Below are 23,809 nucleotides of genomic sequence, written 5' to 3' on the forward strand. Positions count from 1 at the left end.
CGCCATGGCCACCACCGCCGTCCCCCGGGTGCGGCGCCAGCTGCCGAGCAGCCCCTGGCTGTTCGCCGCTCCCGGGCTGCTGATCACCGGCGCCTTCGTGCTGTACCCGTTCGTCTCCACCCTGGTCAACGCCTTCACCGACCGGCGCACCCTGGTCCCGGGCGAGTTCGTGGGCCTGGCCAACTTCCGCGAGCTGCTGCACGACGAGATGTTCTGGACCGGGCTGCGCAACAGCACCCTGTACGTGCTCGGCGTGGTGCCCGCGCTGATCGTGCTGCCGCTGCTGCTCGCGCTGCTCGTGCAGAAGAACATCCCCGGCATCACCTTCTTCCGGTCCGCCTTCTACACCCCGGTCGTCGCCTCGATCGTCGTGGTCGGGCTGATCTGGGTGTGGCTGCTCGACGAGCGGGGGCTGGTCAACGCGGTCCTCGAGACCGTCGGCGCCGGACGGATCGGCTTCCTCAGTGACCAGTGGCTGCTGCTGCTCAGCGCCATGGCCGTGACGGTGTGGAAGGGCCTCGGCTACTACATGATCATCTATCTGGCGGCGCTCGGGAACGTCCCGCGCGAACTCCACGAGGCCGCCGCCGTGGACGGTGCGGGACCCGTCCGCCGCTTCCTCAGCGTCACCGTGCCCGCGGTGCGCTCCACGATGGTGCTGGTCGGTGCGCTCTCCTCGGTCGCCGCGTTCAAGGTGTTCTCCGAGGTGTATCTGCTCGCCGGACCCAGCGGCGGCCCCGCGGGCGAGGACACCACCCTGGTGATGCTGGTGCAGCGCACCGGCACCGGCCTGACCGGACGGGTCGGCTACGCCTCCGCGATCTCCGTCGTCGTCTTCGTCGTCACGGTCGCCCTGATGCTGCTCGTGCTGCGCGCCGACCGCCGGGAGGAGTCATGAGCGTCATCGAGAAGGCACCGGCCGCCCGGCCCGCCCCGGCGAAGCGGCCCGAGACGCCCCGCCGCCCGCGGATCGCCGACGAGCACGGACGGCGCATCCGCGTCTGGGAACTCGCCCTGCGCTACGTCCTGCTGCTCGCCGTGCTCGCCCTGACCATCGGCCCCTTCCTGTGGCAGCTGTCCACCTCCCTCAAGGGACCCACCGAGGACATCTACAGCTCCCCGCCGCGGTTCCTGCCGGGCGACCCCACCCTGCACAACTACGAGCGGGTCGCCGACACCATTCCCGTCTGGGACTACGCCCTCAACTCCCTGAAGGTGGCCGCCGCCAACGTGGTCACCAACTGCGTCGGTGCCGCACTCGCCGGATACGCGCTCGCCCGGCTGCGCTACCGGGGCCGGCGCGTCGCCACGCTGGCGTTCATCCTGGCGATGCTGGTGCCGGTGGAGGGCATCGTCATCGCCCAGTTCACCACCATGCGGGAGCTCGGCCTCAACAACACCCTGATCGGCGTGGTCCTGCCCGGCTGCGTCAGCGCCCTCAACGTCCTGCTGATGCGCAACGCCTTCCTCGGCCTGCCCTACGAGATCGAGGAGGCCGCCTTCGTCGACGGCGCCAACGTCTGGCAGCGCTTCCTGCGCATCGCGCTGCCGTCGGTCAAGGGAACCCTCGCCGTCGTCGCCATCTTCGCCTTCATGGGTGCCTGGGACGACTTCCTGTGGCCGCTGATCGTGCTCAGCGACCCGTCGAAGTTCACCCTCACCATCGGCCTCAACTATCTGCACGGCACCTTCGCCAACGACGAACGCCTGGTCGCCGCGGGCACGATCATCGCCGTCGCCCCGCTGATCCTCCTCTTCGCCTGCCTCCAGCGGTACTTCTTCCGCGGGGTCGGCGAGGGAGCGGTCAAGGGCTGAACCACCACGGAACCACCGGCCACTTCCGGACCCGGAGACCACCGGCCACGTCCGGACACCACGCAAGCCACCGGCCCCTCCCGGAGACCCCCGGACCCCCTGCCGGCCCGGACCGGGACCTCCCCAGGACCTTGAAGGAATCCGCATGCCTCCTGCCGTGCGCTTCGGCGTCAACTACACCCCGAGCGAGGGGTGGTTCCACCACTGGCTCGACTACGACCCGGACTCCGTGCGCGCCGATCTCGACTCCATCGCCGCGCTCGGCCTGGACCACATCCGCGTCTTCCCGCTCTGGCCGTACTTCCAGCCCAACCGCACCCTGATCCGGCCCCGGGCCGTCGAGCAGCTCCTCGACCTGGTGGACGCCGCGGGCGAGCGCGGCCTCGACGTCAACGTGGACGGACTCCAGGGGCATCTGAGCAGTTTCGACTTCCTGCCCGCCTGGACCCGTACCTGGCACCGCCGCAACCTCTTCACCGACCCGGACGTCATCGACGGCCAGGCCGCCTATCTGCGCACCCTCTCCGCCGCCCTCGCCGACCGGCCCAACTTCCTCGGCATGACCCTCGGCAACGAGGTCAACCAGTTCTCCGCGAACCCCCACCCCGACCCGGACCGGGCGACACCCGAGCAGACCGACGCCTGGCTGGAGCGCATGCTCGCCGCCTGCGAGGAGGGCGCCCCCGGCCGGCTGCACCTGCACGCCGAGTACGACGCCACCTGGTATCAGGACGACCAGCCCTTCACCCCCGCCCAGGCCGCCCGCCGGGGGGCCCTGACCGCCGTGCACTCCTGGGTGTTCAACGGCACCGCCCAGCGGCACGGCCGCGCCTCCGTCCCCGCCGAGCACCACGCCGCCTACCTCGTCGAGCTGAGCAAGGCCTGGGCGGCCGAGCCGCACCGCCCGGTCTGGCTCCAGGAGGTCGGCGCCCCCGCCCCCCTGGTGCCGCCCGAGGACGCCGCCGGGTTCACCGAGGCCACCGTCGCCAACGCCCTGGACTGCCCCGACCTGTGGGGCATCACCTGGTGGTGCTCCCACGACGTCTCCCGCGACCTCGCCGACTTCCCGGAGCTCGAGTACGGCCTCGGCCTGCTGACCAACGACCGCAAGCCCAAGGACCTGGCGCGGGTGCTCTCCGACGCCGCCAGGGAGCACCGGCACACCGCACCCGCGCCCCGCACCACGGCGCTCGTCGTCCCCGCCGACCCGGCAGCCCGCTCCCGCTGCGCGCCCGGCGGCCCCGTCTTCGACGCCTTCTTCCGGCTGGTCGCCGACGGCGTCCGCCCCACCACCGTCCTCGACACCCGCGCCGGTGACAGCGACCACCTCGCCGCGCGCTCCATCACCACCGTGCTCACCCCCGACCAGGTGCTCCCGCACCCGCAGGCACACCCGCATCCGCGGGGACTGCCACACCCGCAGACACTCCCTCACCCGCCAGGACCGGACGGAGGAACCCCCACATGACCCCCACCCGGCGCACCGTCCTGCTCGCCGCCACCACGGCCGCCCTGACCGCGGCCCCGCCCGCCGCCGCGGCCCCGGACCGGGACCGTCCGGAGCGGAATCCGGCAAGGACCGCCCCGCCGCTCCAGCCGTACGCCGCCTACTGGTTCCCCGACTCACTGCCGAGCGGCACCCCCGAGGAGGGCGTCACCTGGCGCAGCCTGAGGTCCTGGCGCGCCGACCAGGACCCCGACCTCGCCTTCAACGCGGCCACCGTGCCGCTCGCCCGCCGCTTCACCCCGGCACCCGCCAACGCCACGGCCCGCGCCGGGCAGGCCCGCATCCAGTCCCTGGTCTCCTTCGCCCCGACCTCCGCCAACCCCTCCCAGGGCTCGCCCACCGCCGACTACTACGCGCTCACCCACTGGGCGTACATCGACGAGCTGGTCTTCTGGGGCGGCTCCTCAGGCGAGGGCCTGATCCTCGCCCCCAACGCCCCGATCGTGGACGCCGCCCACCGGCACGGCGTCCCCGTACTCGGCACCGTCTTCCTGCCCCCGGCCGCCTACGGCGGGCAGCTGCAGTGGACGCGGGACCTGGTGCAGCGGGACGCCGCAGGCCGGCATCCGCTCGCCGAGCGGCTGGTGGCCGTCGCGGAGGCGTACGGCTTCGACGGCTGGTTCGTCAACGCCGAGACCGGCGGCGGGGACGCGGCCCTGGGCGCCGCCATGCTCTCCTTCCTGCGCGAGCTGAGGCAGCGCGCGACCGCCAAGGGCAAGCGGGTGACCTGGTACGACGCGATGACCATCGACGGCACCGTCAGCTGGCAGGGCGCGCTCGACGAACGCAACCGCGCCTTCTACCAGACCGCCGACGCCATGTTCCTCGACTTCCGCTGGACCCCGGCACGGCTCGCCTCCTCCGGCGAGGAGGCCGAGCGGCTCGGCCGCAGCCGCTACGAGCTGTGGGCGGGCGTGGACGTCGAGGCGAACGGCTGGAACACCCGCCCCGACTGGGACGCGATCGTCCCGGCGGGCCGGCCGCACACCACCTCCATCGGCTTCTACCGCCCGGAGTGGACCCGCAACCACCTGCCCCAGGACCGGCGCACCCCGGCGGACTTCCACGCCGCCGACGACCGGTTCTGGACCGGCGCCTCGGGCGACCCCTCCCGGCCGGACCCCGCCGCCCCCTGGCGGGCGCCCGCCGTCTCGGTCGCCGACCGGTCCACCGTCACCTCGGTGCCGTTCGCGACCGTCTTCAACACCGGCCACGGGCTGCGCTGGTACGAGCGGGGCGCCGTGACCTCGCCGGATCCCTGGAACCACCTCGGACTGCAGGACCTGCTGCCGTCGCGGAGATGGGTGGTGCGCACCGGGGGACGGCCGCCCGCCGTCGGCTTCGACTTCGCCGACGCCTGGCACGGCGGCAGCAGCCTCCTCGTCGACGGCGCCCTGGACGCGCCGGTCACCGTGGACCTCTACGCGACCCGGCTGCCGGTCACCGCCGGGACGGTTGTCGAGCTCACACATCGCACGGATGCCGGACGCGTGGACCTGGAGCTGGCCGTGGCCACCGCCGACCCGGCGGGGCCGGGCGAGCCATGGCCGTACACGTTCGTGCCGGTGGGCGAGTTGCTGCCGGAGAGCGGGACCGGGGGCTGGCTGAGGACGGCCGTCCCGCTGCCCGGCGGGGCCGGCACCGTGCGCGCGATCGGCGTCCGGCTCACCGCGGCCAGGGGCCCCGTGCGCTGGCGGCTCGGGCGGCTCGCCGTGCGCGCCCTCGCACCCGGGGCGCCCGCCGCACCCACCGCCTTGCGGATCACCGCGGCGCGCGGCGGTGACCTGCGCTTCGCCTGGCACCGGCCGGCCCGCGGCCCGGTGCGCCACTACACCCTGCACCGCGTCCTGCCGGACGGCACCCGCCGCTTCCTCGGCGGCACCTGCCAGCACGCCTGGTTCGCCGGAGGTCTCGAACCCGAGCAGGGAGAGCGATCCGCACGGTTCGAACTGCGTGCGGTGGGGGAGCTGTACACCTCGTCGGAACCCGTCACCGTGACCCACACCTGGTAACCACCCGCACCCACCCACGGAGCATCCCGTATGCATGACGACCGCACCCTGGTCGAAGCCCGCCTCAAGCGCGTCCTCGACGAGCGCATCCGCCCCGCCGTGTACCCGGAGTCCGTCCCGCTCGACGTGGCGGTCTGGCACGCTCCCGGAGAGCCCGTCCCCGTCGCCGAGGGCCTCGCCGCCGAGCCGGAGCCCATCGCGGTGGGCGCCCGCTGGGGCGCTCCCTGGGGCACCAGCTGGTTCCGGGTCACCGGCACGGTCCCGCAGGAGTGGGCCGGCAGGACCGTCGAGGCGATCCTCGACCTCGGCTTCGACGAGAACATGCCCGGCTTCCAGTGCGAGGGGCTGGTCTACCGGCCCGACGGCACCCCGGTGAAGGGCCTCAACCCGCGCAACCAGTGGGTGCGCATCGGCTCACCCGCCGAGGGCGGCGAGGAGGTGCGTCTGCACATCGAGGCGGCCTCCAACCCCGTCATCCTGGACTACCACCCCTTCGTGCCGACCCCGCTCGGCGACAAGGAGACCGCGGGCAGCGAACCCCAGTACACCCTCGCCCGGATGGATCTCGCCGTCCTGGACGAGACCGTGTGGCAGCTGGTGATCGACCTGGAGGTGCTCGGCGAGCTGATGGCCGAGCTGCCGGTGGAATCGCCGCGCCGCTGGGAGATCCTGCGCGCCGTGGACCGCGCCCTGGACCTGGTCGACCTGCAGGACGTCAACGCCACCGCGGAGCGTGCCCGTTCCTGCCTCACCGAGGTGCTCTCCGCGCCCGCCGTGCCGTCCGCGCACCGCATCAGCGCGGTCGGCCACGCGCACATCGACTCGGCGTGGCTGTGGCCGCTGCGCGAGACCGTGCGCAAGGTCGCCCGGACCACCGCCAACATGACCGCGCTGCTCGACGAGGAGCCGGAGTTCGTCTTCGCCATGTCACAGGCCCAGCAGTGGGCCTGGGTGAAGGAGCACCGGCCGGAGGTGTGGGCACGGGTGAAGAAGGCGGTGGCCGGCGGACGGTTCGTGCCGGCCGGCGGGATGTGGGTGGAGTCGGACACCAACATGCCCGGAGCCGAGGCGATGGCACGGCAGTTCGTGCACGGCAAGCGGTTCTTCCTCGACGAGTTCGGCATCGAGAACGACGAGGCCTGGCTGCCGGACACCTTCGGCTTCGCCGCCGGGCTCCCGCAGATCATCAAGGCGGCCGGCTCCAAGTACCTGCTCACCCAGAAGATCTCCTGGTCGCAGACGAACAAGTTCCCGCACCACACCTTCCAGTGGGAGGGCATCGACGGCACCCGGATCTTCACCCACTTCCCGCCCGTAGACACCTACAACTGCTCCATGAAGGGCAGCGAGATCGCCCACGCCGTCCGCAACTTCAAGGACAAGGGCGCCGCCCGGCACTCCCTGGCCCCCACCGGCTGGGGCGACGGAGGCGGCGGCACCACCCGGGAGATGGTCGCCAAGGCCGCTCGGCTGCGCAGCCTGGAGGGGTCGGCGACCGTCACCTGGGAGACCCCGTCCGAGTTCTTCGCCCAAGCCGCCGCCGAGTACCCCGAACCGCCCGTCTGGGCCGGCGAGCTGTATCTGGAACTGCACCGGGGCACCCTCACCAGCCAGGCCAGGACCAAGCAGGGCAACCGGCGCAGCGAGCACCTGCTGCGCGAGGCCGAGCTGTGGGCCGCCACCGCGGCCGTCCGCACCGGCTTCCCCTACCCCTACGAGGAGCTGGACCGGATCTGGAAGACGGTGCTGCTGCACCAGTTCCACGACATCCTCCCCGGTTCGTCCATCGCCTGGGTGCACCGTGAGGCGCGCGCCACCTACGAGAGGGTCGCCGCCGACCTGAACGGCATCATCGACGCCGCGCAGCGCGCCCTGGCCGGCGAGGGCGACGTCCCGCTGGTCTTCAACGCCGCCCCGCACGCCCGCGCGGGCGTCCCGGCGGGCGGCGCCGCGGCCGCGGGCGGGGACCGTCCCGCCCGGCCGGCGGCGCGCCCCGGCGGCGGGTACGTCCTGGACAACGGGCTGGTGCGGATCGAGATCGACGAGCGGGGCCTGGTCGTCTCCGCCCTGGACCTGGAGGCCGACCGCGAGGCCATCGCACCGGGCGAGGCCGGCAACCTGCTTCAGCTGCACCCGGACTTCCCGAACATGTGGGACGCCTGGGACGTCGACAAGTTCTACCGCAACACCGTCACCGACCTCACCGACGCCGACGAGCTCACCGCCACCGAGGACGGCGTCCGCGTGGTGCGGTCCTTCGGCTCCTCCCGGGTCACCCAGCTGCTGTCGCTGGCGCCGGGGGAGCGACGTCTCGAGGTGGACACGGAGGTCGACTGGCACGAGACGGAGAAGTTCCTCAAGCTCGCCTTCCCGCTCGACCTGCACGCCGAACGGTACGCCTCGGAGACCCAGTTCGGGCACTTCCACCGGCCCACCCACACCAACACCTCTTGGGAGGCCGCCAAGTTCGAGGCCTGCAACCACCGCTTCGTGCACCTGGAGGAGCCCGGCTGGGGCGTCGCCGTCGTCAACGACTCGACCTACGGCCACGACGTGACCCGCACCGTCCGCACCGAGGGCGACCGCGGGACGACCACCACGGTGCGGGTCTCCCTGCTGCGCGCCCCGCGCTTCCCCGACCCCGAGACCGACCAGGGCGTGCACCGCTTCCGGCACGCGCTGGTGGTGGGCGCCGGGATCGGCGACGCGGTGCGCGAGGGCTGGCGGATCAACCTGCCCGAGCGGCGGCTCACCGGCGCTGGCGAGGTCGTCCCGCTGGTCACGGTGGACCGCGACTCGGTGGTGATCACCGCGGTGAAACTGGCCGACGACGGCAGCGGCGACGTGGTCGTCCGCTTCCACGAGGCCCACGGCGGCCGGGCCCGCGCCACCCTCACCACCGGCTTCCGGGCCACCGGGGTGCAGGTCACCGATCTGCTGGAGCGGCCGCTCGCGGACACCGAGCCGCCGGCCCTCGACGGCGACCGGATCCCGGTGCGGCTGCGTCCGTTCGAGCTGATGACCCTGCGGCTGAAGCGGGCCTGAGCCGCGGCGGACCGGGGCGCCTCACCCGTCGTGTCCGTGGCGGGCCGGGTGCCCCTCCCGTCGTGTCCGTGGCGGGCCGGGCGCCCCTCCCGTGGCGAGCGCCGGACACCTCGGAGCGCGCCGGGGCGGGGCGCCTCACCGCAGTGACCGAGGCGGGGCGCCTCAGCCGCTGCGCGCCGTCTCCGCCAGCCGCGTGGGCGGCAGGTACTCCCGCACATACGTCCGCTGCCAGCAGGCGCCGGTCTCGCGCAGCTCCCGCCAGGTGGTGTAGCGGTAGCGGAAGAGGCGGGCGCGGACGTACCGGGGCGGGGTGTCCGCAGGGAAGGGGGAGCGGCGCAGCAGCTTCAGCGTGTCGGGGTCGTTCTCCAGCAGCCGCTCTACGAAGGCCCCGAACCAGGCCCCCGCGTAGGCGGGGGACAGCGCGGCGAACCACATCAGCCAGTCGAGCCGCAGATGGTAGGGGGCGAACTGGCGCGGCCAGCGCCGGGGGTCGCCCGGCTTGCCCTTGAACTCGTACTCCCGCCACTCGGAGTCCTCCCCGGGCAGCTCGTCCGTGGTGCCCTCCACCACCACCTCGTAGCGGATCCGGCTGACACTGCCGAACGCGCCGTAGGTGTTGACCAGGTGCAACGGGTCGAAAGAGCGGTTCATCACCTGGCGCTTGGAGATCATGTTCACCACCGGGTGGTAGCTGAGCGTCACCAGCAGTGCCGCCACCGCGAGCACCACCACCACGAACCACAGCGGGGCGTCCGGCGTGTCCGGCGGGTCCGCGGGGAACCGGACCGCGGAGAGCGCCAGCGCGATCGTGAGCCAGTTCAGCCAGGCGAAGTTGCCGGAGAGCACCAGCCACAACTGGGTGACGATCATCACCGAGGCGGCCGCCGTGCTCACCGGGTGCGGGACGAACAGCAGCCACGGCACGAGGAGTTGCGTCACATGGTTGGCGGCCACCTCGACCCGGTGCAGCGGCTTCGGCAGATGGTGGAAGAACCAGCTCAGCGGGCCCGGCATCGGCTGGGTCTCGTGGTGGTGATCCAGGCAGGTCAGCTTCCGCCAGCACTCGTCGCCGCGCATCTTGATCAGCCCGGCGCCGAACTCGACCCGGAACAGGATCCACCACAGCAGGTACATCACCACGACCGGCGGGGCCACCTCGTCGTTGCCCAGGAACACGGCGAGGAAGCCGACCTCGAGCAGCAGCGACTCCCAGCCGAACGAGTACCAGGTCTGCCCTACATTGACGATCGACAGATACAGCACCCACGGCACCAGCCACAGCAGCATCCCGCCCCACAGCGGCAGCAGCGAGTCCACCCCCGCCAGCAGCGCCGCCGACACCGCGCAGCCTGACCAGGCGACCAGCGCGAAGAAGCGGTCCGAGTAGTGCCAGTGGAACAGACTCGGCGCCCTGCGGAACGGCACCAGCCGCAGATGGCGCGGGACCGGGAGCATGCCGCGCTCCCCGATCAGCGCGCGGAACTGCAGCGCCGCCGTGAGGAAGGCGACCAGGTAGATCGCGGCGAGCGCCCGCTGGAAGACCAGCCGGCTCAGCCAGTAGTCCGGTGCGGTGAACCACTCCACGGCAGCCGCTCCCTCCTGCCTGTCCGCACACCCTGCTGTGACGCTCCGTACGGCTCCGGTATACCCCGATCACGCACGGCACCGGAGTGGCCCCGCGTACCCGGCGCACCAGTCGAAGATTCGGATGAATCCTGGCAAGGTGGGCCCATGGCTGATCGGGGAGCGAGCGCACCGTCACTCCCGGACGACTGGCCGGACCACCCGGATTCGATCCTCGCGCTCAACCGGATGGGCTGCTTCGACTGGGACCTGGACACCGGTCTGATGCAGATGGACGCCCTCGCCCACGAGATCTTCGACGTGCGCCCCGAGGAGTACGACGACCACCCCGAGACCCTCGCCATGCGCGTCCCGCCCGGCGAGGCCGGCCGCCTGGACTCCGCCGTCTCCCAGGCGCTGAAGGACGGCAGCGAGAACTACGGCGCGTACTTCCGGGTGCGCCGCCGCGACGGCTCCCTGCGCTGGACCCACAGCCAGGGCTACATCCGCCGGGACGAGACCGGGCTGCCCCGCCGCATCCTCGGCGTCATCCGGGACGCCACCGAGGAGCTGCGGGACCACGAGGCCCACCGTCAGCAGGCCGCCCAGGAGGACGCCCGCCGGCAGCAGACCAACGTCGTCCAGCTCGCCACCGCCGCCCTGGCCCACGCCCGGACGGTGCAGGAGGTCATGGACGCCATCAAGGACACCCACGGCCTCACCCACCTGGGCGCCACCAGCCTGGTGCTGGGCCTGATCGAGGCCGGCCGGATCCGGCTGATCGCCGAGGGACCCGAGGGCAGCTATGTGGAGGGCACCCGGATCACCCGCATCGACGAGCCGTACCCGATGAGCGAGTGCGTGCGCACCCTCAGCCCCTGCTACATCGAGTCGCCCGAGGAGTTCGCCGAGCGCTTCCCGGCGCTCTGGCCGCACATCACCGACCTCAGCATCACCTCGGCGGCCTACCTGCCGCTCATCGTCCAGGCCCGCCCCATCGGCGCCATGGGCCTGCTCTACAGCGACCGGCGCGGCTTCTCCCCGGAGGACCGCAACATCCTCGTCGCCCTGGGCAGCAGCATCGCCCAGAGCCTGCAGCGCGCCATGTTCTACGAGCAGGAGATGGACCTGGCGCAGGGGCTCCAGCAGGCGATGCTGCCCCGCACCATCCCCAGCGTGCGCGGCGCCGACGTCGCCGTCCGCTACCGCGCGGCCAGCATCGGCGGCACCTTCGGCCGGGACATCGGCGGCGACTGGTACGACCTCATCCCGCTGCCCGGCGGGCGGGTCGGCGCGGTCATCGGCGACGTCCAGGGCCACGACACCCACGCCGCCGCCGTCATGGGCCAGCTGCGCATCGTGCTGCGTGCCTACGCCGCCGAGGGCCATCCTCCGGCCACCGTGATGGCCCGCGCCTCGGGCTTCCTGCACGAGCTCGACACGGACCGCTCCGCCACCTGTCTGTACGCCGAGGCCGACCTGTCCACCGGGGTGCTGCAGATGGTGCGGGCCGGGCACATCGACCCGCTGGTGCGGCGCGGCGGCGACGGCTCCTGCCGCCGCGTCTGCGTCCCCGGCGGGCTGCCGCTCGGGCTGTCCGCCGAGTTCGGGCAGCTCGACTACCCGGTCGGCACCATGGAGCTCGACCCCGGCGACACGCTGCTGCTGTGCACCGACGGCCTGGTGGAGCAGCCGGGCGCCGACCTCGACGACGGCATGGAGGCCCTCGCCGCGCTGGTCCAGACCGGCCCCGAGGACGTGCGGGAACTCTCCGACCTGCTGATCGAGGTGGCCGAGGAGCGCAGCGGCGGCGACGACGTGGCGCTGCTGGTGCTGCGCCGCCGCATCCTGGACAGCCCCCGCGCCGGCGGACGGCTCCAGCAGCATGTCGCCCCGGGCGACCCCGAGGCGCTGTCCGAGGCCCGGCGCATGATCCGCACCGCGGTCGTCGCCTGGGGAGCGGAGGACAAGGCGGACGAGATCGAACTGGTCGCCGACGAGCTGATCACCAACGCGCTGATGCACACCGAGGGCGCGGCGGTGGTCACCCTGCGGGTCCTCACCGGCGCCGAGCGGCGGCTGCGGGTGGAGGTCGAGGACTCCTCCAGCGCCCTGCCCCGCCGCCGGGAGGCGGGGGACTCGGGGGTGTCCGGGCGGGGGCTCCTGCTGGTCGAGCTGCTCTCCGACATGTGGGGCGTGGAGGCCCGCGGCGGCGGCAAGTGCGTGTGGTGCGAGTTTCCCGTGGACCCCGACGACGATCAGGACTGACCGCCCCGCCCGCACCGGTGGCATTCTGGAACCCATGCCGGAACTCCCCGAGGTCGAGGCGCTCAAGGACTTCCTCACCGAGCAGCTGGTCGGCCACGAGATCGTACGGGTGCTGCCCGTGGCGATCAGCGTCCTGAAGACCTACGACCCGCCGCTCACCGCCCTGGAGGGCCGCGAGGTCACCGCCGTGGAGCGCCACGGCAAGTTCCTCGCGCTCGCCACCGGCGGCGGCCCCTGGTTCGTCACGCATCTGGCCCGCGCCGGCTGGCTGCGGTGGAAGGACCGGCTGCCCAGCGGCCCGCCCCGCCCCGGCAAGGGGCCGCTCGCCCTGCGCGTCGCCCTGGAGACCGGCGCCGGGTTCGACCTGACGGAGGCCGGGACTCAGAAGCGGCTCGCGGTCTATGTGGTGACGGACCCGCGGCAGGTGCCCGGGGTGGCCCGGCTCGGCCCGGACCCGCTGGCCGACGACTTCGACGTGAGCCGCCTGGCCGGGCTGCTGGCGGGGGAGCGCAGGCAGCTCAAGGGCGCGCTGCGGGACCAGGGCCTGATCGCGGGCATCGGCAACGCCTACAGCGACGAGATCCTGCACGCCGCCCGGATGTCCCCGTTCAAACTGGCCGCCTCCCTCACCCCGGAGGAGACCGCACGGCTCCACGAGGCGCTGCGCACCACGCTGACCGAGGCGGTGGAACGCTCCCGGGGCGTGGCAGCGGGGCGGCTGAAGGCGGAGAAGAAGAGCGGCCTGAGAGTGCACGGCCGCACCGGCGAGGCCTGCCCGGTCTGCGGAGACACCATCCGGGAGGTGTCCTTCAGCGACTCGTCCCTGCAGTACTGCCCGACCTGCCAGACGGGCGGCAAGCCGCTGGCCGACCGCAGACTGTCCCGGCTGCTGAAGTGACCTCTGCCCCGGCCGCGGAGGGAGCCCGCGCCGGGGCGGGGACTGCGCGGTCGGGAGCCCTCGGGGGCGACGCGTCAGGAGGGCTCGAGGGTGACCAGATGCTCGCCGTCCGCGGTGCGGACCTCGTAGTGGGAGATCTCGTCGGGGTGCAGCGCCGTGCCGGCCAGCATGGTGTTGGGGCGGGCGTCGTGGCGGCGGACGCTCCAGCTGGTCACGGTCTGCTCGGAGCCGTCCCTGCCGACCACCACCAGACGGCAGTCGCGCGGACCCGCACCATCCTTGACCTGCAGCTCCATATGGCTGCCCCAGTCCGTGTCCTCCGTCGTGATCTGCGCCCACACCCCGGACCGCTCGTCGGTCGCCGCGATGCTCACCGGCTCGTCCTCGCCGCCCGCGACGATCGCCACGGCCGGTGCGGACACCGCGAACACCACCGACGCCGCCAGCGCGAACAGCAGTTTCCGGCGGCCCGCCCGGCGCCGGGCGGTCACCTCCGACAGCAGCCGGTCCAGCATCGCGGGACCCGGCTTGGCCAGGGGGTGCACCAGACGAGGAGTGGAGCGCCGGTAGAGCATCAGCTGCCGTGTGGTGGGACCGAATTCGGTCACCTCGGCAGCGCAGCTGGGGCACTCCATGAGGTGGTCCTCGAAGCGGAACGCCTCCGCTTCGTCCAGCACGCCGAGCGCGTAGGCGCCGACGTCGCGATGCCTCTCCAGGGACCTCATGCCGAATCCTCGTGCCGTTGGGTGCGGGTGGGGTTACTCCTTGCTCCCACCGGTACGCACCAGGCAGCCGAATCACTCAAGCCACGCACCGAATCGTGACCTAAGGATTCGGAGCGGCCCGTCCCGCGGATTGGTCGGATTCCCGGAAACCTTCGGAATTCCCGGGGCATGGAGCGTTTCCGGCCGGCCGGAGCCGTGGCTTGTCCGCGACGAGAGGAACGGCCGCGGCCCTGGGAGGACGAGGAGAGCGGCCGCGGCCCGCTAGAAGAGATGGATGGCGAGGTGGCTGAGCGGGAGGCCCAGCTGCCAGGCGGGGGTCCACACCTTGGGCCCCTCGTCCTCGCCGGCCACCGCCCCGCCGCCCGGCACCGCGTTGAGATCGGGCGCCAGCAGTTCGGTCTCCTGGAGCCAGCGCCAGGCCGCCCGGGCCAGCTCCAGGTCGGGATCCCTCCGGCCGGAAGCCGCCGCGTCGGCGGTCAGATCCGTCAGCCGGTCCTCCACCCACTCCTGCCACGGCTGGTCGTACGCGGTCAGCGACAGCCAGGTCTCCAGCTGGGTGACCACGCGGATGCCGGAGAGCTCGCCGTCGGCGTCGGACAGGAAGACGGTCAGCGCCAACGCGTCCCGGCCGGCCCGGAACTCGAAGGACGTCGGCGGCATCAGATCGCCGCTGCGCAGCAGTTCGTCGGCGATGTACTCGGCGTACAACCACGCCATGGGGACGATCAGTTCGCCTCCGCCTGAGCCGTCCGTGCCCTCTCGACCTCTGTGCAGCATCCCTTCCTGCCTTCCTCCGGTGCGTGCGCGTCGCCCGAACCCGGGCCCCCGGTCCGGAACACGGATGAGGACAGCCGATTACTCAACCCGGGTGGTCGGCAAGGCGCTTTACGGAGGTTTGACCCGGCCGGCGGTTTCACCGCAGGTCGGCGGCGTAGCCCGGAAGCACCCTGCGCAGGGCGCGCAGCGCGTAGTACGCGCGGGACTTCACCGTACCGGGAGGGATGCCGAGGGTTTTCGCCGCTTCCGCCACGCTCGCACCTTGGAAATACACCAGCACCAGGACTTCACGGTGCTCCGGAGTGAGTGTCTTCACAGCCTCGCGGACATCGAGGGCCGCGGCGGCCCGTTCGGCGTGATCGGAGATCACCCGCGCGCTCTCCAGCACCGCGTCGCCCACCTCGGCGGGCCGGGCCTGACGGGCGCGCCGCGCGTCGATGGCGAGCCGGCGCGCCACCGTCAGCAGCCACGGCCGCACGGAGTCGAAGGCGTCGGCGCGCAGTGCCTCGGGATGCTGCCAGGCGCGCAGCAGCGTCTCCTGTACCAGATCCTCCGCCCGCTGCCGGTCTCCGTCGCAGAGCCGGAGCAGCAGCGCGAAGAGAGGCCGGCCGTGCTCGCGCTGCAGTGCGGCGAGCTCGTGCTCGGCGGTCGTCTCGTTCGGGAGTGTGATTCCGGCCGTCATGGCCGTATGCCAGCGCACGGCGCCGGGGGACGACAGGGAGCGCGCACGGGTGTGCGGCGGGCGGTCGATCGCGTCGACGAACGGTTCGACGAACGGTCGAGACGTCCTTTCGCGCACGCCGGACGGCCTAAAACGCGTGTCGGAGCCACGGCGGACCCAGATCCACTTCTTACCTGTTGATCCGTAAATGTGACTACTGCGGGGTGAAATGATGATCGCTCGAAGTCGACAGGTCGCCCTGGCCCTGACCGTCGTCCTCGCCGCGGGCGCCGCCTGCCAGGCGAAGGACCAGCGCCCGCCCGCCGGCGGGCAGCACGCGCCGTCCGCCGCGCGCGGCTTCACCCTGGTGGCCTCCGGGGACATCCTGCCGCACACCTCGGTCATCGACCGGGCCCGTTTCGACGCGGACGGCGCCGGTCACGACTTCCGGCCGATGCTCTCCGGCATCCGTTCCGTCGTCGCCCCCGCGGATCTGGCGCTGTGTCACATGGAGACGGTCTACGGCGCCGACGGCGTGTACACCGGTCACCCCGTCTTCCAGTCGCCGCCCGAGATCGCCGCGGGCCTCGCCGCCACGGGCTACGACGGCTGCTCCACCGCCTCCGAGCACAGCCTGGACGCGGGCTCCGAGGGCATCCGGCGCACGCTCGACGCCCTCGACCGGGCGGGGGTGCGGCACACCGGTTCCGCCCGCACCGAGCAGGAGGCCCGCACCGTCACCCTGCTGCGTGCGGGCCAGGCCCAGGTCGCCCACCTCGCCTACACCTACGGCACCGCCGTCTCGCCCTATCCGCCCGACCAGTCCTGGTCCGTCAACCTGATCGACGAGGCGCGGATCGTCGCCGACGCGCGGGCCGCCCGCACCGCGGGCGCCGACGTCGTGGTGGTCTCGCTGCACTGGGGCACCGAGTGGCAGGAGAACCCCGACGAGCAGCAGGTCGCCCTGGCCCGCTCGCTGACCGCCTCCCGTTCCGGCGGCCGGCCCGACATCGACCTGATCCTGGGCACCCACGCCCATGTCCCGCAGGCCTACGAGAAGGTCAACGGCACCTGGGTGGTCTACGGGATGGGCGACCAGATCGCCGGCGAGATGTCCGGCCGGTAGGGCGCCAGGGACCCGCGCGCCAACCAGTCCACCCTCGCCCGCTTCACCTTCGGCCCGCCCCGGCGGCCCGGCGGACGCTGGGAGGTGACCCGCGCGGAGTTCGTCCCGCAGCTGTTCGACGTCGACGCCGGCCGGGTGGTCAACCTGAACCGGGCGATCGCCCAGGGCGCGGAGGCGCACGCCGTGCGTGACCGCATCAGCGCGGTGGTGATGAGCCGGGGCGCGGCCCAGGACGGACTGGTGATGGGGGAGTAGCGGGCCGGTCGCGGGCCACGGCCCTCGGCTCCCTCGGCCCGCTGCCGGAGCGGGTCCCCCGGGCTGCGGGGTCAGCCGACGTCCACGTGGTCCAGGGCGGACAGCATGACGCCGAGCACCCGCAGGCACGCCGCCACCTCGGCGTCCGTCAGACCCCCTCCCACCTCGCGGAGCATCCGGTGCTCCCGGTCGAGGACGGCGGTGATCACCGATGAGCCCCGAGGGGTGAGCCGGATCAGCGAGGACCGGCGGTGCGCGGGGTTCGGCACGCTCTCCACCAGGCCGCGCTCCGCCGCGTCGTTCACCATGCGCTGCACGAACTGACGGCTGATCGACTGCGCGCGGCCCATCTGCGGCACCGTCATCGGCCCGCCGCGGTGCAGCAGCGTCAGCACCGCCCGCACGCCGACGGACAGGCCCTCGGGGGCCAGGCTCTGCTCCACCAGGCGCTGGACGCGCCGGTAGAGGGGGCCGACCACGTCGTACACCTCGGTGAGGCGGCGGGCGAGTTCGTCCGGCGGCAGCGGGAGGTCGGAGGGTGCGGGGGTGCCGTCGTGCGGCAGCGGGGCATCGGTGTCGTTCACCCTGTCATCATGACACCTAGGTTGTCATGTGAGCCAGAAGATGACACCTTGGTTGTCATGACTGCTGTTCCTGCTCTGCGTCACCTCCCGTCCGGCGACGGTGACCTCGCCTACCTCGAAGCGGGTTCGGGGGACCCGGTCGTCCTGCTGCACGGCGGGTTCCTGGACCACCGCATGTGGGACGCTCAGGTAGCCGCCCTCGCCGGGACACACCGGGTGATCGCGCCGGACGCCCGCGGCCACGGCGCCTCCGCGAACGCCACCCGCCCCTACCGGCAGACCGACGACGTCGCCGCGCTGCTGACCCACCTCGGCATCGACTCCGCGGTGCTGATCGGCCTGTCCATGGGCGCGGGCACGGCGGTGGACACCGCACTGGAACACCCCGGCCTGGTCCGCGCGCTGGTCGTCACCGGAGCCGGCACCAGCGAGCCCGACTTCCAGGACCCCTGGACCACCTCGCTCATGGCCGAGTGGGCCAGGGCCCTGGCCGCCGGGGACGTGGAGGCCTGGCTGGAGGCGTTCCTGCGCTTCCTCCCCGGGCCGCACCGCACCGCCGACGAGGTGCCGCCCGAGATCCTGCACAAGCACCGGGAGATGGCACTGGGCACCATCCGCAAGCACACGGCCGGCGAGCCGGACCACCGCGTGCCCGTCACCCGGACCTGGGAGCGCGCCGCCGGGATCGGCGTCCCGGTGCTCGCCGTGCGCGGCGCCCTGGAGTCCGAGGACCACCTGCGCCTGACCGAGCGGCTCGCCCGGACCGTCCCCGACGGCCGCCTGGCCACCGTCGAGGGCACCGCCCACTACCCCAACGAGGAACGGCCCGGCGTCTACAACGCGCTCCTCACCGACTTCCTCGGCTCCCTCTAGCGCGGACCCGCCGGCCCCGCCTACGGGGGGCGGGGCCGGCGCTACCGGCCGCCGTGCTGCTCCGCCGGCCCCGGACGGCGCGCCAGCTCCGAGCGCCGGTAGGAGTAGCCGAAGTAGATCACCAGGCCGATGACGAACCACACCGCGAAACGCACCCAGGTCTGCCACGCCAGGAATGTGATCAGCCAGATGGAGAACACCACGCCGATCGCCGGAACCACCGGCATCCACGGCGTGCGGAAGCCGCGCGGCAGGTCCGGCTGCCGGTAGCGCAGCACGATCACCGCGGTGCACACCACCATGAACGCCAGCAGGATCCCGATGTTGGTCAGCTCGGCCGCCTCCCCGATCGGCAGGAAGCCGGCGATCACGGCCGAGGCCACGCCCACGATCCAGGTGACGCGGGTCGGGACGTGCCGGGTCGGGTGGGTCTTGGCGAACCAGCGCGGCAGCAGCCCGTCGCGGGACATCGCGAACCAGACCCGCGTCACACCCAGCATGAAGGTGAACATCACGGTGAGGATGCCGATGATGGCGCCCACCGCGATCAGGTCCGCGAGTCCGGTCAGACCCACCGACTTGAACGCCGTGGAGAAGCCGCTCTCCGGGTCGATCTCGGTGTAGTTCTGCATGCCCGTCAGCACCAGACAGGCGGCCACGTACAGCGTCATCGAGATGATCAGCGAGTAGATGATCGCCTTGGGCATGTGCTTCTGGGCGTCCTTGGACTCCTCGGCCGCCGTCGACATCGCGTCGTAGCCGAACACCGCGAAGAACACCGTCGCCGCACCGGTGAACGCGCCGCCCACCCCGTACGGGAAGAACGGGTTGTAGTTCGAGGTGTCGATGTGGAAGACGCCGACCGCGATCACCAGCAGCACGACCAGCACCTTCAGCACCACGACCACCGTCTCGAACCGGGCCGCGTTCTTGATGCCCATGTTCAGCAGGAAGGCGATGAGCAGACACAGCAGCGCGGCGAACAGATCGATCTTGTGGCCCTCGCCGGTGCCGGGCGCACCCAGCATCCAGCTGGGCAGATCGGCGCCCATCTCGCTCACCAGGAAGCTGAAGTAGCCGGAGATGCCGATGCCGACCACCGCGACGATCGCCGTGTACTCCAGCAGCAGGTCCCAGCCGATGAACCAGCCCGCCAGCTCGCCCAGCACCGCGTACCCGTACGTGTAGGCCGAGCCCGCCTTCGGGATCAGCCCGGCGAACTCCGCGTAGGACAGCGCGGCGGCCGCGCTGGCGACACCGGCGATCAGGAAGGAGACCAGCACCGCGGGTCCTGCCGTGCCGTTGGCGACCGTGCCGGCGAGCGTGAAGATACCGGCGCCGATGATGCCGCCCACGCCGATCGCGGTCAGCTGACCCAGGCCGAGGGTGCGGTCCAGCCGGGTGCCCTCGCCGACTTCCGTCTCCTCGATGTGCTCGATGGGTTTGCGGCGGAGAACGCCCTCACCCATCCGGAGCCCGGCCATGCGCCTCACCTCTTCGCGACAGGCAAACGGCTGACGGCGGATCATGATGCCCCCGGCCCGGCCGGGAGGGAAGACGCCACGCACACCTCGGGCGACACCCGGCGCACACGCCACCCCGGCAACCGACGCCCGGCGCCCCGCGTGTCCCGCGGGCACCCGCTAGGGCACCACGGTCACCGGCCAGCGCCCCGCCTTCACCAGCCGCACCGCCACCGAGCCGATGAAGCGGTGCCCGGCCTGCTCGGAGGCGCCGACCACCACCGCGTCCGCCTTGAGGTCGTCGGCCGCCCTCGCCAGACCGCTGAAGGGGTCGCCCCGGAACGTGTGGAACTCCCAGCGGACCTCGAAGATGCCCCGCATCCGCTCGGTCGCCTCCCGGATCTGCGCCATCAGATCCTCGGCTATCTCGTCGGTGACCGCCGCCACCGGAGCCCCGAGCGCCGCGCCCGCCGCCATCACCGGCTGCACGTACACCAGGGCCAGCAGCGCACCCTGCCGCCTCGCCAGCCCGGCGGCGTAGGCCGCGGCACGCATGGACGACTCGGAGCCGTCCACTCCGACGACGATCACCTTGGGCCCGTCGGTACCGCGTTCGAACTGTCCGGGACGTGGTTCCTTCACGCCGCGAGGCTATCGAACACGCTCCGCGCCCCCCCCGGGCCCCACCCGCGCACCCGCGATCCCCGAGCCCCACCCGCGCACCCGCGGCCCGCGCCGCCCCGTCCGCGCACGCGCATCCTGCCTGTCCGCGTGTGCGCCGCGGGTTGCCCGTCCCCGCGCGCCACCCGCAGCCCGCCCGGGTGGCCCGCGGCCCGCCGCCGTTCGGCGCGCGCGTCCGGTCAGGTGTTCCTAAAGTCGACTTCATGGGTGTCACCGTGGACACCGGCAGAGCCCAGGGCACCGCGGAGTCGGGACGGCGGCCGGGACGGTCCGTGCTGAGCAGGGTGCCTCAGGGGTTCGCGGTGTTCTTCGCGCTGCTCGGCGCGCTCTGCGTGCTGCTGGCGGTCGTTCCGCCGCTGCGCACCGCGCTGCGGCCCCTCGTCGACGTGCTGGAGCTGCTGCTCGTCCCCGTCAGCGCCAACCTCGCCTACGCCGTCTTCCTCTTCCTGCTCGCCGCCGCGACGGCCGCCCGCAAGAAGATCGCCTGGTGGCTGGTGGTCGTCTACCTCGCCCTGCTGCTGCTCGCCGACGTGCTCGGCATGGCAGCCGGCCTCTACGCCGACTCCGTCCCGTCGTTCGTGGTGTGCGCCCTCGCGCTGGGGCTGCTCGTTCACGCCCGCGGCGAGTTCTACGCCCTCTCCCGCCCGGCCGCCGTACGGCGGGCCCTCGCCGTGCTCGCCGCCGGGCTGGCCCTCTCGGTGCTCGTCGGCTGGGGCCTGGTCGCGCTGTTCCCCGGCGGGCTGCCGGCCGGCCAGTGGCTGCCCTGGGCCGCCAACCGGGTCTTCGGCGGCCTGATGTCCGGCGGCACCTTCGACGGCAGCCCGCCGCGCCTGCTGTCCTTCCTGCTCGGCCTGTTCGGCGCGCTCGCCCTGCTGAACGCCGCCGCCACCCTGTTCCGCTCCCAGCGCCTCGAGGCCGCCCTGCACGGCGACGAGGAGGCCCGCATCCGCGCCCTGCTGCGCTCCTACGGCGACCGCGACTCGCTCGGCTACTTCGCCACCCGCCGCGACAAGGCGGCGATCTTCTCGCCCAGCGGCAAGGCCGCCGTCACCTACCGGGTCGAGGCCGGGGTCTGCCTGGCCGGCGGCGACCCCGTCGGAGACAGGGAGGCCTGGCCGCACGCCGTGGACGCCTGGCTCGACCTGGCCCGCCGCTACGCCTGGACCCCGGCGGTGATGGGCGCGTCCGAGGAGGGCGCCCGTGCCTTCGTCCGCGCCGGGCTCGGCGCCCTGCAGCTCGGCGACGAGGCCGTGCTCCACGTCAGCGACTTCGACCTCGGCGGCCGCGACATGCGCGTCACCCGGCAGGCGGTGAACCGGGTCAGGCGCACCGGCGCCCGCTGCCGGGTGCGCCGGCACGCCGACCTCACCGACGAGGAGATGCGCGAGATCGTCGACCGGGCCGACGCCTGGCGCGACACCGAGACCGAACGCGGCTTCTCCATGGCCCTGAACCGCCTCGGCGACCCCGCCGACGGCGACTGCCTGCTGGTCGAGGCCCTCTCCGGGGACGGCCGGCTGCTCGCGCTGCTCTCCTTCGTCCCCTGGGGCCGCGACGGCATCTCCCTGGACCTGATGCGCCGCGACCGCGAGGCCCCCAACGGCGTCACCGAGTTCATGGTCGCCGAGCTGTGCGCCGCCGCCCCCAAGCTGGGCGTCCGCCGCATCTCCCTCAACTTCGCCGTGTTCCGCTCGGCGTTCGAGGAGGGCGCCCGGATCGGCGCCGGGCCGGTGCTGCGGCTCTGGCGGCGCCTGCTGCTGTTCTTCTCCCGCTGGTGGCAGCTGGAGGCGCTGTACCGGTCCAACGCCAAGTACCACCCCGAGTGGTGCCCGCGCTTCCTCTGCTACGCCGACGCGGCCTCCCTCGCCCGCGTCGGCCTCGCCTCCGCCATCGCCGAGGGCTTCGTCTCCGTACCGTCGCTGCGCAGCCTCCTGGGCAAGGGGCACGCGAGGGGCGGGCACGCCGCCCCCGCCGCGGGCCTGCCCACACCGGACGTCCCTGGTCCCGGGGGAGGGGACGAGCCCGGCACCGACGACCCGCTCGCCCGGCTGCCCGACCAGTTCCGGGTCCGGCACCGCAAGCTGGAGCGCCTGAGGGCCGGCGGCACCGACCCCTACCCCGTCGGCGTACCGGCCCGCACCCACACCCTCGCTGAGGTCCGCCCGGGACAGGACGTCACCGTCGCCGGACGGATCATGGCGGTGCGCGACTTCGGCGGCATCCTCTTCGCCGGACTGCGCGACTGGTCGGGCGACCACCAGATCGCCCTCACCCGCTCCGGGGCCGGACCCGAGCTGGCCCGCTTCCGCGCCGACACCGACATCGGCGACCACATCACCGCCACCGGCCACGCCGCCCTCAGCGACAAGGGCGAGCCCACCGTCTTCGTCACCTCCTGGCAGCTCACCGGCAAGTGCCTGCGTCCGCTGCCCGACAAGCGCCGCGGCCTCGCCGACCCCGAGACCAGGGTCCGCCGCCGCTATCTCGACCTGGTGGCCAGCCCCGAGAGCCGCGAGGTGGTCCGGCGCCGCTCCACCGCCGTCCAGGCCCTGCGCCAGGGGCTGCTGGACCGGGGCTTCCTCGAGGTCGAGACGCCGATGCTGCAGCAGATCCACGGCGGCGCCAACGCCCGCCCCTTCACCACCCACATCAACGCCTACGACCTCGATCTGTACCTGCGCATCGCCCCCGAGCTGTACCTCAAACGCCTGTGCGTCGGCGGCCTGGAGAAGGTCTTCGAACTCGGCCGCACCTTCCGCAACGAGGGCGTCTCCTACAAGCACAACCCCGAGTTCACCATGCTGGAGGCCTACCAGGCGCACGCCGACTACGACGTGATGCTGGACCTGGTGCGCGAACTGATCCAGGGCGCCGCCACCGCCGCCTTCGGCGCACCCGTCGCCCGCAAGGACGGCAAGGAGTACGACATCTCCGGCACCTGGCCCGTCAAGACCGTCCACCAGGCGATCAGCGAGGCCCTCGGCGAGGAGATCGGCCCCGGCACCGAACTGCCCGAACTGCTGCGCCTGTGCGACCGCGCGGGCGTGCCCTACGTCGAGGACGACACACCCGGCGACGTCGTTCTCGAGATGTACGAGCGGCTGGTCGAGGAGAAGACCGAACTGCCCACCTTCTACAAGGACTTCCCGACCGATGTCTCGCCGCTGACCCGTCAGCACCGCACCGACCCCCGGCTCGCCGAACGCTGGGACCTGGTCGCCTTCGGCACCGAACTGGGCACCGCCTACTCGGAACTGACCGATCCGGTGGAGCAACGCCGCCGCCTCACCGCCCAGTCGCTGCTCGCCGCCGGGGGAGACCCCGAGGCGATGGAGATCGACGAGGACTTCCTCGACGCCCTCGAGTACGCCATGCCGCCCACCGGCGGCCTCGGCATCGGCGTCGACCGGCTGGTGATGTTCCTGACCGGGCTCACCATCCGGGAGACCCTGCCCTTCCCGCTGGTGCGCCGGCGTTGACGGAACACTGAGCCGACCGGGTGGTTTCGTGCCGCCACACCGGTGTCGCTGAAGTGCGTCGGCCCGCCGCTGGGCGA

16 protein-coding genes and 1 pseudogene are annotated in these 23,809 nt (G+C 72.7%); 10 read left to right on the plus strand and 7 right to left on the minus strand.

Features of this window, described 5'->3' with window-relative positions:
* Positions 1-4: 4 nt before the first annotated feature.
* From HCJ93_RS00710 to HCJ93_RS00730, 5 genes are all read left to right on the plus strand, one after another.
* Positions 5-898, plus strand: a complete 894-nt coding sequence (locus HCJ93_RS00710) for a carbohydrate ABC transporter permease (RefSeq protein WP_167990077.1) — start codon at positions 5-7, stop codon at positions 896-898.
* Positions 895-1,815 carry a carbohydrate ABC transporter permease gene (locus tag HCJ93_RS00715; protein ID WP_167990079.1) on the plus strand — a complete coding sequence of 307 codons (921 nt, stop codon included), beginning with the start codon at positions 895-897 and terminating at the stop codon, positions 1,813-1,815. Before HCJ93_RS00710 ends, HCJ93_RS00715 begins: the two co-directional genes overlap by 4 nt.
* A 145-nt stretch (positions 1,816-1,960) precedes the next feature.
* Complete coding sequence (locus tag HCJ93_RS00720; RefSeq protein ID WP_240967381.1) at positions 1,961-3,283, plus strand: glycoside hydrolase 5 family protein; 1,323 nt, start codon at positions 1,961-1,963, stop codon at positions 3,281-3,283.
* A complete protein-coding gene (locus HCJ93_RS00725; RefSeq protein WP_167990081.1) occupies positions 3,280-5,334 on the plus strand; it encodes an endo-beta-N-acetylglucosaminidase in 2,055 nt (684 codons plus the stop codon). Before HCJ93_RS00720 ends, HCJ93_RS00725 begins: the two co-directional genes overlap by 4 nt.
* A gap of 30 nt (positions 5,335-5,364) precedes the next feature.
* The gene (locus tag HCJ93_RS00730) at positions 5,365-8,379 is read left to right on the plus strand and encodes an alpha-mannosidase (RefSeq protein WP_167990083.1); all 3,015 of its coding nucleotides are present in this window, start codon (positions 5,365-5,367) and stop codon (positions 8,377-8,379) included.
* A 162-nt stretch (positions 8,380-8,541) separates the two neighbouring features.
* Here HCJ93_RS00730 and HCJ93_RS00735 read toward each other — a convergent pair whose 3' ends face one another.
* Positions 8,542-9,963 carry a lipase maturation factor family protein gene (locus HCJ93_RS00735; RefSeq protein ID WP_167990085.1) on the minus strand — a complete coding sequence of 474 codons (1,422 nt, stop codon included), beginning with the start codon at positions 9,961-9,963 and terminating at the stop codon, positions 8,542-8,544.
* A gap of 147 nt (positions 9,964-10,110) precedes the next feature.
* On the opposite strand from HCJ93_RS00735, the gene HCJ93_RS00740 reads away from it, so the two are divergent.
* Positions 10,111-12,210, plus strand: coding sequence for a SpoIIE family protein phosphatase (locus tag HCJ93_RS00740; protein WP_167990087.1), 2,100 nt, complete (start codon positions 10,111-10,113; stop codon positions 12,208-12,210).
* 34 nt (positions 12,211-12,244) lie between these two features.
* The gene (locus tag HCJ93_RS00745; RefSeq protein ID WP_167990088.1) at positions 12,245-13,108 is read left to right on the plus strand and encodes an Fpg/Nei family DNA glycosylase; all 864 of its coding nucleotides are present in this window, start codon (positions 12,245-12,247) and stop codon (positions 13,106-13,108) included.
* Positions 13,109-13,182: 74 nt separating this feature from the next.
* Here the strand turns inward: HCJ93_RS00745 and HCJ93_RS00750 are convergent, their stop codons facing one another.
* The 3 genes from HCJ93_RS00750 to HCJ93_RS00760 form a co-directional block, all read right to left on the minus strand.
* On the minus strand, positions 13,183-13,833 hold the full coding sequence (locus tag HCJ93_RS00750) for a zf-HC2 domain-containing protein (RefSeq protein ID WP_167990090.1): 651 nt from the start codon (positions 13,831-13,833) through the stop codon (positions 13,183-13,185).
* 261 nt (positions 13,834-14,094) lie between these two features.
* Complete coding sequence (locus HCJ93_RS00755; protein ID WP_167990092.1) at positions 14,095-14,610, minus strand: hypothetical protein; 516 nt, start codon at positions 14,608-14,610, stop codon at positions 14,095-14,097.
* Positions 14,611-14,746: 136 nt separating this feature from the next.
* Positions 14,747-15,292 (minus strand): sigma-70 family RNA polymerase sigma factor, encoded by a 546-nt coding sequence (locus HCJ93_RS00760; RefSeq protein WP_167990094.1) that lies wholly within the window; start codon positions 15,290-15,292, stop codon positions 14,747-14,749.
* A 211-nt stretch (positions 15,293-15,503) separates the two neighbouring features.
* Here HCJ93_RS00760 and HCJ93_RS00765 point away from each other — a divergent pair.
* Positions 15,504-16,652 (plus strand): annotated as a pseudogene (locus HCJ93_RS00765) (CapA family protein).
* Positions 16,653-16,723: 71 nt separating this feature from the next.
* Here the strand turns inward: HCJ93_RS00765 and HCJ93_RS00770 are convergent.
* The gene (locus tag HCJ93_RS00770; RefSeq protein ID WP_309141279.1) at positions 16,724-17,236 is read right to left on the minus strand and encodes a MarR family winged helix-turn-helix transcriptional regulator; all 513 of its coding nucleotides are present in this window, start codon (positions 17,234-17,236) and stop codon (positions 16,724-16,726) included.
* A 57-nt stretch (positions 17,237-17,293) separates the two neighbouring features.
* Between HCJ93_RS00770 and HCJ93_RS00775 the strand changes: the two genes are divergently transcribed.
* Positions 17,294-18,109 (plus strand): alpha/beta fold hydrolase, encoded by an 816-nt coding sequence (locus HCJ93_RS00775; RefSeq protein ID WP_167990096.1) that lies wholly within the window; start codon positions 17,294-17,296, stop codon positions 18,107-18,109.
* Positions 18,110-18,150: 41 nt separating this feature from the next.
* Here the strand turns inward: HCJ93_RS00775 and HCJ93_RS00780 are convergent, their stop codons facing one another.
* Positions 18,151-19,593, minus strand: a complete 1,443-nt coding sequence (locus HCJ93_RS00780; RefSeq protein ID WP_167990098.1) for an amino acid permease — start codon at positions 19,591-19,593, stop codon at positions 18,151-18,153.
* Positions 19,594-19,752: 159 nt separating this feature from the next.
* Positions 19,753-20,214, minus strand: coding sequence for a universal stress protein (locus tag HCJ93_RS00785; RefSeq protein ID WP_167990100.1), 462 nt, complete (start codon positions 20,212-20,214; stop codon positions 19,753-19,755).
* Positions 20,215-20,456: 242 nt separating this feature from the next.
* On the opposite strand from HCJ93_RS00785, the gene lysX reads away from it, so the two are divergent.
* Complete coding sequence (gene lysX / locus HCJ93_RS00790; protein WP_167990102.1) at positions 20,457-23,732, plus strand: bifunctional lysylphosphatidylglycerol synthetase/lysine--tRNA ligase LysX; 3,276 nt, start codon at positions 20,457-20,459, stop codon at positions 23,730-23,732.
* The last annotated feature ends 77 nt before the right edge of the window (positions 23,733-23,809 follow it).

This window comes from Streptomyces composti (assembly GCF_012034205.1).
GTDB classification, from domain to species: Bacteria; Actinomycetota; Actinomycetes; order Streptomycetales; family Streptomycetaceae; genus Streptomyces; species Streptomyces composti.

What these genes read in the sequence shown, in the direction of transcription:
- HCJ93_RS00710 (WP_167990077.1), top strand. Translation starts at nt 5, where the DNA reads ATGGCCACCACCGCCGTCCCCCGGGTGCGGCGCCAGCTGCCGAGCAGC.
- HCJ93_RS00715 (WP_167990079.1), top strand. Translation starts at nt 895, where the DNA reads ATGAGCGTCATCGAGAAGGCACCGGCCGCCCGGCCCGCCCCGGCGAAG.
- HCJ93_RS00720 (WP_240967381.1), top strand. Translation starts at nt 1,961, where the DNA reads ATGCCTCCTGCCGTGCGCTTCGGCGTCAACTACACCCCGAGCGAGGGG.
- HCJ93_RS00725 (WP_167990081.1), top strand. Translation starts at nt 3,280, where the DNA reads ATGACCCCCACCCGGCGCACCGTCCTGCTCGCCGCCACCACGGCCGCC.
- HCJ93_RS00730 (WP_167990083.1), top strand. Translation starts at nt 5,365, where the DNA reads ATGCATGACGACCGCACCCTGGTCGAAGCCCGCCTCAAGCGCGTCCTC.
- HCJ93_RS00740 (WP_167990087.1), top strand. Translation starts at nt 10,111, where the DNA reads ATGGCTGATCGGGGAGCGAGCGCACCGTCACTCCCGGACGACTGGCCG.
- HCJ93_RS00745 (WP_167990088.1), top strand. Translation starts at nt 12,245, where the DNA reads ATGCCGGAACTCCCCGAGGTCGAGGCGCTCAAGGACTTCCTCACCGAG.
- HCJ93_RS00750 (WP_167990090.1), bottom strand. Translation starts at nt 13,833, where the DNA reads ATGAGGTCCCTGGAGAGGCATCGCGACGTCGGCGCCTACGCGCTCGGC.
- HCJ93_RS00755 (WP_167990092.1), bottom strand. Translation starts at nt 14,610, where the DNA reads ATGCTGCACAGAGGTCGAGAGGGCACGGACGGCTCAGGCGGAGGCGAA.
- HCJ93_RS00760 (WP_167990094.1), bottom strand. Translation starts at nt 15,292, where the DNA reads ATGACGGCCGGAATCACACTCCCGAACGAGACGACCGCCGAGCACGAG.
- HCJ93_RS00775 (WP_167990096.1), top strand. Translation starts at nt 17,294, where the DNA reads ATGACTGCTGTTCCTGCTCTGCGTCACCTCCCGTCCGGCGACGGTGAC.
- HCJ93_RS00780 (WP_167990098.1), bottom strand. Translation starts at nt 19,593, where the DNA reads ATGGCCGGGCTCCGGATGGGTGAGGGCGTTCTCCGCCGCAAACCCATC.
- lysX (WP_167990102.1), top strand. Translation starts at nt 20,457, where the DNA reads ATGGGTGTCACCGTGGACACCGGCAGAGCCCAGGGCACCGCGGAGTCG.